14 protein-coding genes are annotated in these 12,492 nt (G+C 38.4%); 9 read left to right on the plus strand and 5 right to left on the minus strand.

All coding sequences use genetic code 11. From position 1 onward, the window contains the following. Window positions 1-6: 6 nt before the first annotated feature. On the minus strand, window positions 7-1,317 hold the full coding sequence (locus FK004_RS04620; RefSeq protein WP_108738750.1) for a phenylacetate--CoA ligase family protein: 1,311 nt from the start codon (window positions 1,315-1,317) through the stop codon (window positions 7-9). A gap of 133 nt (window positions 1,318-1,450) precedes the next feature. On the opposite strand from FK004_RS04620, the gene purD reads away from it, so the two are divergent. Then, window positions 1,451-2,725, plus strand: a complete 1,275-nt coding sequence (gene purD / locus FK004_RS04625) for a phosphoribosylamine--glycine ligase (protein WP_108736208.1) — start codon at window positions 1,451-1,453, stop codon at window positions 2,723-2,725. Here purD and FK004_RS19310 read toward each other — a convergent pair. Beyond that, window positions 2,717-2,947, minus strand: a complete 231-nt coding sequence (locus FK004_RS19310) for a DUF6341 family protein (RefSeq protein WP_108736209.1) — start codon at window positions 2,945-2,947, stop codon at window positions 2,717-2,719. The genes purD and FK004_RS19310 overlap by 9 nt on opposite strands. A gap of 49 nt (window positions 2,948-2,996) precedes the next feature. Here FK004_RS19310 and FK004_RS04635 point away from each other — a divergent pair, with 49 nt between their 5' ends. After that, on the plus strand, window positions 2,997-3,926 hold the full coding sequence (locus tag FK004_RS04635; RefSeq protein ID WP_108736210.1) for a DUF6427 family protein: 930 nt from the start codon (window positions 2,997-2,999) through the stop codon (window positions 3,924-3,926). Here the strand turns inward: FK004_RS04635 and upp are convergent. Further along, window positions 3,921-4,574 carry a uracil phosphoribosyltransferase gene (gene upp, locus FK004_RS04640; protein WP_108736211.1) on the minus strand — a complete coding sequence of 218 codons (654 nt, stop codon included), beginning with the start codon at window positions 4,572-4,574 and terminating at the stop codon, window positions 3,921-3,923. The genes FK004_RS04635 and upp overlap by 6 nt on opposite strands. A 73-nt stretch (window positions 4,575-4,647) precedes the next feature. On the opposite strand from upp, the gene FK004_RS04645 reads away from it, so the two are divergent. After that, complete coding sequence (locus tag FK004_RS04645; protein ID WP_108736212.1) at window positions 4,648-5,253, plus strand: DUF4254 domain-containing protein; 606 nt, start codon at window positions 4,648-4,650, stop codon at window positions 5,251-5,253. A gap of 111 nt (window positions 5,254-5,364) precedes the next feature. Further along, window positions 5,365-6,402, plus strand: coding sequence for a glycosyltransferase family 9 protein (locus FK004_RS04650; protein ID WP_170108542.1), 1,038 nt, complete (start codon window positions 5,365-5,367; stop codon window positions 6,400-6,402). Here FK004_RS04650 and FK004_RS04655 read toward each other — a convergent pair. Both FK004_RS04655 and FK004_RS04660 read right to left on the minus strand, forming a co-directional pair. Continuing rightward, on the minus strand, window positions 6,399-7,301 hold the full coding sequence (locus tag FK004_RS04655) for a DUF4349 domain-containing protein (RefSeq protein ID WP_108736213.1): 903 nt from the start codon (window positions 7,299-7,301) through the stop codon (window positions 6,399-6,401). The two genes, FK004_RS04650 and FK004_RS04655, sit on opposite strands and share 4 nt — an antisense overlap. 142 nt (window positions 7,302-7,443) lie before the next feature. Then, a complete protein-coding gene (locus FK004_RS04660) occupies window positions 7,444-8,496 on the minus strand; it encodes a 2Fe-2S iron-sulfur cluster-binding protein (RefSeq protein ID WP_108736214.1) in 1,053 nt (350 codons plus the stop codon). 120 nt (window positions 8,497-8,616) lie between these two features. Between FK004_RS04660 and FK004_RS04665 the strand changes: the two genes are divergently transcribed. Genes FK004_RS04665 through FK004_RS04685 form a run of 5 tightly spaced genes read left to right on the plus strand, consistent with a single transcriptional unit; the run spans window position 8,617 to window position 12,482 of the window. Beyond that, on the plus strand, window positions 8,617-8,952 hold the full coding sequence (locus FK004_RS04665) for a PadR family transcriptional regulator (RefSeq protein WP_108736215.1): 336 nt from the start codon (window positions 8,617-8,619) through the stop codon (window positions 8,950-8,952). Between the two features lie 11 nt (window positions 8,953-8,963). Then, the gene (locus tag FK004_RS04670; RefSeq protein ID WP_108736216.1) at window positions 8,964-9,638 is read left to right on the plus strand and encodes a hypothetical protein; all 675 of its coding nucleotides are present in this window, start codon (window positions 8,964-8,966) and stop codon (window positions 9,636-9,638) included. A gap of 1 nt (window position 9,639) precedes the next feature. Next, on the plus strand, window positions 9,640-10,254 hold the full coding sequence (locus FK004_RS04675; RefSeq protein ID WP_108736217.1) for a hypothetical protein: 615 nt from the start codon (window positions 9,640-9,642) through the stop codon (window positions 10,252-10,254). Next, window positions 10,251-10,961: a hypothetical protein gene (locus FK004_RS04680; protein WP_108736218.1), complete on the plus strand. Its 711-nt coding sequence runs from the start codon at window positions 10,251-10,253 to the stop codon at window positions 10,959-10,961. The genes FK004_RS04675 and FK004_RS04680 overlap by 4 nt, the downstream gene beginning before the upstream one ends. A 48-nt stretch (window positions 10,962-11,009) precedes the next feature. Further along, complete coding sequence (locus FK004_RS04685; RefSeq protein WP_108736219.1) at window positions 11,010-12,482, plus strand: DUF5687 family protein; 1,473 nt, start codon at window positions 11,010-11,012, stop codon at window positions 12,480-12,482. Window positions 12,483-12,492: the final 10 nt, after the last annotated feature.

The following is a 12,492-nucleotide window of genomic DNA, read 5'->3' on the forward strand; positions in this document are numbered from 1 at the left end:
TTAGAGCTATTTTGCGAGAAGAGAAGTGAATTGTTTGAGTTTTCCTCGATGTGTCCGGTTGAGTGAATTTTTCCGGATAAAATCAAAGTGAAGTCCCGGCTCAAGATAAAGGGTAAGGGCGAGTTCCATTTTTTGAATCATTGCCTCTTGCAGCAGTCCCGTACTGACATAGTCGATTTCAAACCGATCGGCTGCGATTTGACGAATAACAAATTCTTTTACCATTCCGGAGTCTTCAATGATACTTTTAGTGACATAATAGAAAGCCAGACCAGGCACTTTTTTTCCACTGGGGAGCAAGGCAAAATCATTGGTGCGGCCCACAAGCTTCTCCAAAATTGCTTTTTTAGGAGTTGAATGCACCGATAGGGCACCAATATCTCCAATATCATAACGGATGAACGGGTGAGCAGTATTAAAGAGTGAGGTAATCACGATACGGCCTTCTGTTCCGTGTGGTACCACCCGATCCTGATCGTCCAGTATTTCTACATAGAGGGTTTCAGTATTGACTTGCCATTGCCCTTTCGGGTTTTCAAATGCAATAAGATCCAGTTCCGAAGCACCATACTCATTGACCACAGGAATACCGAACTGTTTTTCAAGCAATTCCCGGTCGGAAGCAAAGAGCATTTCGGAAGTAACGATGCAAACCTTCAGGCTGGGACAAATGGCACTCAGGATATAGTCATTGCGCTCCAGGAATTTTGCAAATTGTACAATCGCACTGGTATAGCCATTAATGTAATCAAAGGGTTTATTGCGGAAGTGCTGCAGTAATTTTTCAAGGGCAGTATCGGACAGATCAAAAATTGGAAATCGGTAGCGATGACCGAGAAAATCCTTAAATCGTTCTTTCCGGTTTCCGAAAAAATCCAATGGAATCCCATAAAATCGTGCTTGCAGTGAGGTATTGAAATCAATACCATACCATCCAAAACGGTAACAATTGGAAGCCCAGGTTAGAGCATGGGTCATTTTATCTTTTGCAAAAATAAAAGGTGTACCGCTCGATCCCGAAGTTTTGTTGCAATACACATTTTTCCGAGTATTGCCAATTGACAGCCTTTCCGATAAGGGGCGCTGCAGTACTTTTTTAGTCATGACCGGAAGATTCTCCCATGTGGTATAGTTACCGGCCAGTTGTTTGTAAAAAGTATTATGCTGAAGATGGTAGGCTACTATTTCCTGTTTTTTCGAGTGGATAAAATCAGGATATGCTGCTTCCGGAATAGCGAGGATGGCAGCAAGTTGTGCTTTTGCCTCCCGAAGCGGAAAGCCATTTATTTTCAGGGATAAATCGAAAATTTTTAGCACAGTTACTCTAATTTTTATCAAAAATAAGAAACCCGGACTACTAATAATGGAAACCGGATAATTTTTTAGCCCAATAATTTTTTTTCCGTTCAAAAGCCATTAATTTTGGGGTTGATAACAAAAACACACAACAATGAGAATTTTACTTTTAGGTTCAGGAGGAAGAGAACATGCATTGGCTTGGAAAATGCTTCAAAGCGAAAAATGTACGAAGTTATTTGTAGCGCCGGGAAATGCCGGAACAGCAGGTATTGCCACTAATGTAGCGATTTCTCCAACGGATTTGGGCGAAATTAAAAAATTCGTGATCGAAGAGAAAATTGAAATGGTTGTTGTGGGTCCGGAAGATCCTTTAGTAATTGGGATCCAGGATTTTTTCATGGAAGATGATTACCTGAAAAAAATTCCGGTTATTGGGCCATCAAAAGAAGGAGCAATGCTGGAAGGCAGTAAGGAATTTGCTAAAGAATTCCTGATCAGGCATCGTATTCCAACAGCGGCATATCATAGTTTTACCAAAGAAACTGTTGAAAAAGGGCACCATTTCTTAGAAACCCTGAAAGCACCTTATGTTCTGAAAGCCGATGGTTTGGCAGCAGGAAAAGGAGTATTGATTATTCATGATTTGGAAGAAGCTAAAGTAGAATTGACGAACATGCTGGTGCATGAAAAATTTGGCCCTGCAAGTTCCAAAGTTGTTATCGAAGAATTTCTGGACGGAATTGAATTAAGCTGTTTTGTACTTACAGATGGTAAAAACTATAAAATACTACCAACAGCCAAAGATTATAAAAGAATTGGAGAAGGAGATACCGGATTGAACACCGGCGGTATGGGCGCTGTTTCCCCAGTACCTTTTGCCAGTGCAGCACTTTTGGAAAAAATTGAGCACAGGATTGTAAAACCAACGATAGATGGATTGCACCAGGATGGTATTTTCTATAAAGGATTTGTTTTTATCGGACTGATCAATGTTGATAATGATCCGTATGTTATAGAATACAATGTAAGAATGGGTGATCCGGAAACTGAAGTGGTAATTCCAAGGTTAAAAACCGATTTAGTATCGTTATTCCATGCGGTATCTAATGAAACATTAGACCAGATTGATTTGGAAATCGATCCAAGGACTGCTGCAACAATTATGGTAGTATCTGGAGGATATCCAGAAGCTTTTGATAAAGGTAAAGTCATTTCAGGATTGGAAACGATAACCGATTCATTGGTATTCCATGCGGGAACAAAATCAGAAAATGAGCAAATACTCAGTAATGGCGGTAGGGTTTTAGCGGTAACTTCCTTTGGAGATGATTTTCAGGAAGCCGTAAAAAAATCTTATCAAAATATAGAGAAGCTACATTTTGATAAGATGTATTTTAGAAAAGATATCGGCTTTGACTTATTTTAAAAATGAGTGAGCCGTAGTATCTTGGTTTTCTTCGCCGTTTTTCTCGTGTAATTGAAGTTGCTTAACCCAATATACCATTGCACAAAGACAAACAATAGCCAATAGGAAATTGACGATGTTCGCGCCCCACCAGTTTTCAAGTTCCAGATGTCTGAAATAGTCTAACGGAGCAAATAAAAAATCAACAAATAGGGATTGTATTCCTTCAAAAAAAGCTTTCATCTTTAAACAAGTATTATATTTACGTCTTACAAAAGTATAAAATATCCAGATGATAACAAGTGTTTTTAGCAAATCAAAACCAGTAAATTATATTTTAATCACTTCTTTACTGGTTTTGTGCTTTTTTTTGTACCAGCTGGCACGTCCAGAATGGATGGAATCCGGTAGGGGAATTGCTGAAAAAACGGTTATTCTGCTGGTTTTGGTAGCCTCCCTTTTTATGGTAAATTTCATTACCAAAAAAAATGGGCTAAGCAAGGACAACTCCTTTGCATTTTTTCTGTTTTTTATCTTTTTGATCCTGTTTCCCAAGATTTTAAACGATACTAATATTGTATTATCCAATTTCTTTATCCTGTTATCGCTACGGCGAATGGTGTCACTACAGTCATTGGTCACGCCAAAAGAAAAAATATTCGATGCCTCGCTGTGGATATTTATCGCAGCATTGTTTCATTTTTGGAGTATCCTTTTTATTATCCTGGTATTTATTTCAATAATCTTCCACGTGGCTGGGGATTATAGGAACTGGATCATTCCATTTATTGCCTTTTTTGCAGTCTTTACCATTTATATTCTTGCAGGGCTGGTCTTTGATAAAACATTGATAACAGGCTTATTCCATAAAGCCGTATTCGATTTTGACCTTAATTACTTTAAGAATAGTTTCCATAATATCGCTTTGGGGCTTTATGTTGTACTTGCAGCATTGTTCTTACTGGGACAGATTTTTTCATTGCCCAATAAGCCGTTAAACTTACATGCTTCCTATAAAAAATTCATTTTCTTTTTTATAATTGGAGTAGTTATTTTCCTGATTTCACCCAATAAAAGCAACAGCCTGCTGGCGTTTACTTTCGCACCATTATGTGTTATGGGAGCCAATTTTATAGAATTGCTGCACAAATACTGGATGAAGGAAACGGTAATCGGGATTGTGTTACTTTTGACAATCTTTACATTTATCTCTCAGTTATAGCTTATTGCCATAGGCAAGATCGCCAGCATCTCCAATTCCAGGGATGATGTAGTTTTTGTCGTTTAGCCTTTCGTCGAGTGTCGCTACCCAAAGGTGGCAATTGGCAGGAAGGTGTTTTTCAAGGTAGGAAATCCCTTCCGGAGCAGCAATAATTACGGCAATATGGATTTCTTTCAGCGAAGCGGTCGCGGTTAATTTATTGAACACAGCAACCATAGACTGGCCGGTGGCAAGCATAGGATCTAACAAGAGCAGGTTCTTATTTTCAAGTGAAGGTACCGCCTGGTATTCTACTTTAATTTCAAAACTGTCATCCGCATCTGCATGGTAGCGATAGGCCGATACGAAGCCATTTTCGGCAGCATCGAAGTAATTCAGAAATCCTAAGTGTAAAGGCAATCCTGCGCGCAGAATGGAACATAGAACCAACTGATCCTGAATTTCCGTGGTCTTTTTTATACCTAATGGGGTTTGTATTTCAACAGCCTTATAATGCATATTTTTACTCATTTCGTAAGCCATAACTTCACCAATGCGTTCGATGTTTCTACGGAAACGCATGCTGTCATTCTGAACATTGACATTTCGAATCTGGGCAAGAAAGTGGTTTAAAACACTGTTTTCTTCTGATAAATAATGAATTTGCATATACTGCGGATGAAATTTATATTAGTTTAATAAATGTATAAAAAGTATATTTGTCTTTTAAAAGTGTAAAGATATGTTTTCTAAATTAGCTTATTCTGTTTTTGAGCAGAGTATTCAGGATTATCACAAGTATGATAATGTTGATCAACCCATTAACAATCCATTTCCAAAAGAGAAAATAGAACATTTGTTGTATTTCAAAAATTGGATTGATACCGTTCAATGGCACTTTGAAGATATCATCCGAGATCCGCAAATTGATCCGGTAGCAGCGTTGGCACTAAAAAGACGTATTGACGCTTCCAATCAGGAGCGTACCGATATGGTGGAATATATCGACAGTTATTTTCTACAGAAATTTGCGGGTACACCCTTAAAGCCCAATGCTAAGATTAATTCAGAAAGTCCGGCCTGGGCGATCGACCGTCTTTCTATCCTGGCGTTGAAAATATATCACATGCGGGAAGAAGCGACACGTGCGGAAGCTTCACAAGAACACCGTGACAAGTGTCAGGAGAAACTGAATGTGCTGTTAGAACAATTGACAGATCTTTCTACTGCCATTGATGACCTGCTTCATGATATTGAAAAAGGAGAGAAGTTCATGAAAGTATACAAGCAGATGAAAATGTATAATGATGATGAGCTGAACCCGGTTTTATATCAAAATAAAAAATAAGAACGTTATAAAAAACGTCTGACAACAATAGAAAACGGATTAAATCCAGATAAACCAAAAGACTTTTTGAAACCTCGTTTCGGGAAGTCTTTTTTTATATAAAAAAGTACGATGCCGGATATCAAACATATTTTAGTTTTTAGGCTTTCTGCAATGGGTGATGTTGCCATGACTGTGCCTGTAATACGGGCTCTTGTGGCGCAATATCCTACGATAAAGGTTACAGTAGTTTCAAGGCCTTTTTTCAGCCCTTTTTTCGAAGGGATTTTGAATGTGGATTTTTTCCCGATTGACCTAAAGGAAAGACATAAAGGGTTCTTGGGATTGTACCGGCTGTACCGGGATCTGAGAAAGAGTGATATAGATGCTGTAGCTGATTTGCATAATGTACTGCGCTCTAAAGTCATCCGTAGTTTTTTTGCATTGGGAGGTAAAAAAGTTGCTTTTGTAGATAAAGGAAGAGCCGAAAAAAAAGCGCTAACCCGTGGAAAAAATAAAATTTTTAAACCGCTTGCGCCAATGGTGATTCGGTATACGCGGGTTTTTGAGCAATTAGGATTTCCTGTTGACCTGCAGCAGCCGATTTTCCCATTACCACAACCGTTGGAAACAGCCGTAAAGGCAGTAACCGGTGAAAAAACCGGGAAATGGATTGGAATCGCTCCTTTTGCCCAATATGCATCAAAAGTATACCCACAGGAACTGATGCAGCAGGTTATTCGCCAGCTTGCCGGTAATCCGGAATATAGAATTTTCCTTTTTGGAGGCGGAGCTCAGGAAATTGCAGTTTTGGAGCAATTTGCTGCCGGATTAACCAACGTAAAAGTAATTGCCGGTACGCTCAAACTGAAACAGGAATTACAACTGATCAACCATCTGGATGTCATGCTCAGTATGGATTCCGGGAATGCCCATATTGCTGCGATGTTAGGGATAAAAGTGATTACCATTTGGGGCGCAACCCACCCTTATGCTGGTTTTTTACCATTCAATCAACCCATGGATTCCGCTATAGCAGCTGATCGGGAACGCTATCCACTGTTGCCTACTTCGATCTATGGAAATAAACAGGTTGAGGGTTACGAAGCGGTGATGGAGAGCATATCCCCTTCGGTAGTAGTTAAAAAAATAGAAGAAGCTTTAGGTTAAACACTCGGTTTTTTAAATTTACGGTACAACAGCCAGCCTACAATAGCGATTACAAATAAAGTCCAAAGATTAGAAAGGAATACCAATAGTGATTCGAGCATATACCAACCGTTTCTTAATCCGTCTGCAAAGCGGATTCCTAATCCTGTCCTGAACTTTTCATTTTCTGGATTTGCAATTTTTTCATGCCTTACGGCTTCTTTTTGATAGAGATATAAGCTCACAGTGCTGTAGCTTACTTGATCATTCAGGGCACGACTGGAAAGTTGTGCATCGTCTGATTCAGTCTGGCTTTCATGCAGGCGATCTTCTGCATCCAGGGTTTCGCCTAATTTTTTACCCCGGTTTTGTATCGCTTGTGTGACCCGTTGTTGATTGGCAGCATTTCTCTTTTGAGAGAGCTGGTTGGACAAAAGTTGTAAGGATACGTCATCCGCTTTAATAATACGGTAGTCTAAATAATCAATCTGCCGGGCAATGGTTTTTAGGGTGGTGTCAAGTGCTGTATTGGGCACGCGGATGATCATAGCATTTTCCACGTTAAAACGCGTTGTTTCAATCAGGGAATCGCTACTCACTTTAGTTGTAGTGGTATTGTTTACAATGCTTCGTAATTCTGTGGAAGTCACAAATCCATTAAATCTTGAAACTGTATTTTCGATGGAATAGGTAGATTGCGCTACGTTTTTGACTTTAAATTTAAGATCCGCTGTACGGATAAATTTCCGGTCGGGATTTTTACTTTCCACTGCAGCACTTGAAGAAGCCATTTGGCTTTCAGTAGCAGGAGCTATTTCACTGGTAGCTGCATTTTCTTCAGCATTTCTTGAATTTTCCTGTTTGCAGGAAAGCAAAACTGCTGAAACCAATAGTACACAAAAAGGGCGGTAGTAATTCATATCGTAGTAATTTTGCTATTTTGATCAAAAATATACAAAAAAATCGTTATTTTTTACTAAATATTTTAAGTGAACTATAATTTCAGCAGTCGTGTTTTTTTAATCGAATAGATTGTAAAAATAGTAGGGCTACAGCCTGTTTTTACACATCGTCAAAATCTACAAAAATCTCTGCGGATGTAGGATGTGCCTGACAAGTCAGAATCAATCCTTCAGCAATTTCCCCATCGGTTAATATAGAGTTTTTGGTCATCTCTGCCGTTCCTTGCGTAACACGTGCCATACAACTGCTACAGATCCCGCCCTGGCAGGAATATGGAGCATCAATACCCTGTTTTAGAGCCGCATCTAATATGGTTTGTTGTTTGGACATTACGAAATCGGTCGCTTCATTGTCTACGACCATAGTAATTTTTGTATGTCCTTCAAGAGAAGCTTCAATGACATGCTCTTCTGCCGGAGGCGTAAAAAGCTCAAATTTTATTTTGCTTTCTTTGATATTGCTTTCTTTCAATACGTCACTTACGGTATTGATCATTTGTTCCGGGCCACAAAGGTAAAATGTACTGAAATCCATCTCTTTGTGCTTGTTTTTCAGTACGAAATTAACAGTAGAACGTTCTATTCTTCCAAACAATTCCCCCTCAATTTTTGACTGGCTGTACACATAATGTACAAAAAGCCTTCCGGTATATTCCAAGTGAAGATCGTGCAATTGCTGTTTGAAAATGGTTTCCTCCGGGGTTCTGTTTCCATAAACCAGGACAAAAGAACTGAGAGGCTCTTGTTTTAAAACTGTTTTGATGATGGATAACATGGGTGTAATTCCACTACCAGCAACAAAGGAAGCATAGTTTTTTTGCTTTTCAACATTCGGTTCAAACGTAAATTTACCTTCCGGCGTACCGACTTCAATGGTATCACCCACCTTTAAAGAGGTGTTGGCAAATTTTGAAAAGGAGCCATTCTTCACGGCTTTAATTGCAATCCGCAATTCCCCACTGTCCGGTGAAGAACAAATAGAATACGCCCTGCGGATCTCTTTTCCGTCCAGTGTTAGTTTAAGATTAATATATTGTCCGGCAACGAACTCGTAATTTGGTTTTAGTTCTAATGGAACATTAAAGACCACAGAAACGGCTTGGGCAGTCTCGCGGGTAATTTCTTTAATATTCAATTTATAAAATGTAGACATTATCAGATATTTTTTGCAAAGGTACTAAACTGTGTGTTTTGATAAAATATTAATTTTAATACCTAAGTAAGTTATATACCTAAAAAACTTATGTATATTTGAAATCGAGATACAGACACTATGAAAAATTCACAATTGTACAAAGGAAGCCTTAATACCATAATAATGAAATTATTAGGTGAAAATGGCCGCATGTACGGCTATGAAATTACACAGAAAGTAAAGGAAATTACCAAAGGCGAACTGCAAATTACAGAAGGCGCATTATATCCGGCATTGCATAAATTAGAAGCAGAAGGCTTATTGGATGTGGAAATGGAAAAAGTAGATAACCGCCTGAGAAAATATTACAAACTTACAGAAAGCGGGCAACAGGAAACGGTCAACAGGCTGGCAGAACTGGAGGAGTTTATCCGGAATATGCAAAGTATTGTGAATCCAAAACTAAGCTATTAATAGTCGTAAGTATGGAAAAATTGACACGCGAACAGGTCGCAACTATTGAAAGAATACTTCAGAATTTAGGGATTGTTTATATCGATTTCAAGGAAGAAATACTCGATCACATGATCCTCGAAATAGAGCATAAGATGCAGGAAAAGACGATTTCCTTTGAAGAGGCTTCAAAGGAAGTGATTCAGAAATGGAGTCGCGAATTGGTTCAGTCTTCTTCAGGCTGGTTCGGAATGTTTTGGTCGCTTCCCAGAATTATCATGAAAAGTTGTATCGGTGTGTACAAAAAAATGTTGTTGCAGCATTTGGGCTATGCCTTAATCAATACTGTCATTATTGTTGCGCTAATTCGATATGCAGGAATTGGCCTGGAGGTTTTTTCAGGTCTGGTAGACCTGGTATTCATCGGAAGTAGTATAGTGATGTTGGGAGGATTTTATACGATAATCCGAAGTAAGCAAAAAACGATATTTCGGTTTTTATACGAACGGCAATTGATTACGGTCTTTTTGATCTATGTACAGAAAGTGCTGCTGAATCTCGGGAATCCCGATTTTGATGCATTTTCTATACTAGGTTTATGCAGGTTGCTGCACTGGTCCATCCTGATTGTTTATCCTGTAATGATCTATCAGTTGTACCAATCGCATTTCGAAAAAATTAGAACACGATTAGTTATCACCCAATAGTATGGCACTAACTCCGGAAAATATACAGCAGATAGACAACTATCTTATTCGTTTGGGAATCGGCTATTACGATATCCGTCTGGAAATGACAGACCACATTGCCTGTGACTTAAGAGCGGAAGAACGCAACTTTGATCTGGCATTTCGTGCCTATTGTGAATGCCATAAAAAAGAATTGATCCGGCTGAATGCCAAATTAGGCAGCCATGCCTCCCAAAAAGCGATCGCCCTTATTTTTAAGCAATTAAGATCCCCTTTATTTATTTTTTTAGGACTGCTTTTTTTTAGTGTTTCATTTTTGTACCGCGATTATTTTTCAAATTTTGATTTTGAATGGATAGACGGACACCGGATTATTCAGGGAATAGCGGGCATTCTGATCGGATGTAGTTATTTGTATAAAACATTTCTCAAAAAATTAAATTTTTCGGTTTCCGATAAAATCGCTGCTTTTTACTGTGTTTTTGTAACAATGGCGATAATGGTCAATGTAAATAACCATATTGATACTACCATAGGAAGAGCGCTTTATACCTCTTTTATGAGCAGCTTTGCTATTGTAATGTACTCTACTTACCGCACATCATTTAAACATTATACACTAAAACTGTCATGAAACTTACTTCGGAACAAATAGAGATATTATATGTTTTTACCCGTAAACATTTTGTAGAATGGTATGACTTGCAATCGGAATTGGTTGATCATCTTGCCAATAGTATTGAAGCAGGATGGGAAGCGGATCCAAACCTGAGTTTTGAAGCCGCTTTACAGATTCAGTTTCAGAAATTTGGCATTTTTGGATTTACAGGTATCATAGAACAGCGGCAGAAATTTTTAGGCAAAAAATACCAAAAGCTAATTTGGACTTATTACCGTGAATTTTTCCGATTGCCAAAAATTGTATTGACAGCCTTGGGCATGTATGGAATTTATTCGATCGCAAGCCTGTTTGGCCGTCCCGAATATTTTTTGTTTGTAGTGTTAATATTGGTCATGGCTTTTATGACAATTGGAATGCACAAACGCAGAAAGGAATCGGAACTCAGGTACATTCAAACCGGTAAAAAATGGCTTTTTGAAACTACAGCTCAGAACTTTAGGGTATTGCCAATCTTTATACTACAACCTGCATTTTCGATATTCAGCAGGATGATTAACTATGATGAGCCTATGTCCGCTTTGGGAATAGCAATAAGCAGTATATGCATTACGCTGTATGCTTTATTGGCCTATGTGCAGCTTCGCATATTACCGGGAAAAATACTGTCGGAAATACGGGCTACTTATCCCGTAGAAAATGAAATTGCAATAAAAGTGTAACATTTTATTTCATTAGGCATCTAATTAGCAAACCAAACTTAAACCAGTATGTTCAAAAAATTTTTAATCCTCGAATGGAAGGCATTTGCCAGATCCGCTTCATTTGGCAGTAACCTGGCCATGAAAATTGTGATGGGATTTGTTGCCGTTTATTTTTCAATTGTTTTCCTGGGCCTTGGAATCGCATCCTTTTATCTCATCCGGGAGGAACTACATCTTGATCCGCTCAGGACTGTCAACCGTTTCCTGATTTATTATTTTATAGTAGATCTTCTTATCCGTTTGCTCCTGCAAAAAACGCCCGTTATTAATATTAAGCCATTATTGACGATTAACCTCAGGAAGAATATGATCGTTCATTTTGCATTAGGCAAAACGCTATTGTCTTTCTTTAATTTTATACATGCGTTTTTCTTCATCCCATTTACGATTGTACTTTTGAAAGAAGGCTACAACCCCTCTCAGGTAGTTGTGTGGTTTGTAGCCATGACATTTGTAATTTATAGTAATAATTTATGGAATGTCCTTTTGAATAATAAGGATTACCTGATGATTATTTTTATAGGAATGCTTATAGTGCTTGGAATAGCACAATATTATGACCTTTTTGATATCACGACCTACACTGGGGTTGTTTTTGATGCATTTTTCGATACATCTTATGCTTTCATAGCGCAGATACTCGTATTTGTTGCCCTTTATGTAATTGCATTCCGGTATTTCAAATCCAATTTATACCTGGATACGGGACTTTCTGCAAAACAGGATATCGCAAAAACAGAAGCCTATACATGGCTGGATAAGTTTGGGACAGTGGGAACTTTCCTGAAAAATGATATCAAACTCATCCGGAGAAACAAGCGTTCTAAAATGACGTTATTCATGAGTGTAATGTTTTTATTTTATGGCTTTTTGTTTTTTACCAATAGCATTGAACTGTACAAAGGGCCGTTATGGCAGATTTTTGCCGGTATTTTTGTTTCCGGAGGCTTCTTGTTTACTTTCGGGCAATTTGTACCAAGTTGGGATAGTGGGTATTACTCGTTGATGATGACTCAAAATATCCGGTATAGAGATTACCTGACCTCCAAATGGTGGTTAGTAGTAATTGCTACGATTATTTCGACCGTTTTAGCTTCGTTTTACCTCTATTTTGGCGTTAAAGTATATGCAGCCATTGTAGTGGGAGCGATTTATAATATTGGTGTTAACTCTCATTTGGTGTTATTGGGTGGGGCTTATATCAAGACACCGATAGACCTTGCTTCCGGAAAAGGGGCATTTGGGGACAAGCAGGCTTTTAACATGAAGACGATGCTGCTGGTATTGCCAAAATTATTTTTGCCGATGGTTTTTTTCTGGATTGGAAATTTACTGATAGGCCCTGTGGCGGGTTATGCCTTTGTGGCGATCGCCGGGATTATCGGATTTGCTTTTCGGGATAAAGTATTCTCTATGATTGAAAAAATCTACAAAGACGAGAAATACAAAACTATAGCGGCTTACAAACAAAAAAATTAGGAAGAGTATT

The sequence above is a fragment of the Flavobacterium kingsejongi genome (assembly GCF_003076475.1).
Lineage (GTDB): Bacteria > Bacteroidota > Bacteroidia > Flavobacteriales > Flavobacteriaceae > Flavobacterium > Flavobacterium kingsejongi.

Coding starts and splice junctions, on each gene's coding strand:
- purD (WP_108736208.1), top strand. CDS start 1,451: ATGAGAATTTTACTTTTAGGTTCAGGAGGAAGAGAACATGCATTGGCT.
- FK004_RS19310 (WP_108736209.1), bottom strand. CDS start 2,947: ATGAAAGCTTTTTTTGAAGGAATACAATCCCTATTTGTTGATTTTTTA.
- FK004_RS04635 (WP_108736210.1), top strand. CDS start 2,997: ATGATAACAAGTGTTTTTAGCAAATCAAAACCAGTAAATTATATTTTA.
- upp (WP_108736211.1), bottom strand. CDS start 4,574: ATGCAAATTCATTATTTATCAGAAGAAAACAGTGTTTTAAACCACTTT.
- FK004_RS04645 (WP_108736212.1), top strand. CDS start 4,648: ATGTTTTCTAAATTAGCTTATTCTGTTTTTGAGCAGAGTATTCAGGAT.
- FK004_RS04650 (WP_170108542.1), top strand. CDS start 5,365: ATGCCGGATATCAAACATATTTTAGTTTTTAGGCTTTCTGCAATGGGT.
- FK004_RS04655 (WP_108736213.1), bottom strand. CDS start 7,301: ATGAATTACTACCGCCCTTTTTGTGTACTATTGGTTTCAGCAGTTTTG.
- FK004_RS04660 (WP_108736214.1), bottom strand. CDS start 8,496: ATGTCTACATTTTATAAATTGAATATTAAAGAAATTACCCGCGAGACT.
- FK004_RS04665 (WP_108736215.1), top strand. CDS start 8,617: ATGAAAAATTCACAATTGTACAAAGGAAGCCTTAATACCATAATAATG.
- FK004_RS04670 (WP_108736216.1), top strand. CDS start 8,964: ATGGAAAAATTGACACGCGAACAGGTCGCAACTATTGAAAGAATACTT.
- FK004_RS04675 (WP_108736217.1), top strand. CDS start 9,640: ATGGCACTAACTCCGGAAAATATACAGCAGATAGACAACTATCTTATT.
- FK004_RS04680 (WP_108736218.1), top strand. CDS start 10,251: ATGAAACTTACTTCGGAACAAATAGAGATATTATATGTTTTTACCCGT.
- FK004_RS04685 (WP_108736219.1), top strand. CDS start 11,010: ATGTTCAAAAAATTTTTAATCCTCGAATGGAAGGCATTTGCCAGATCC.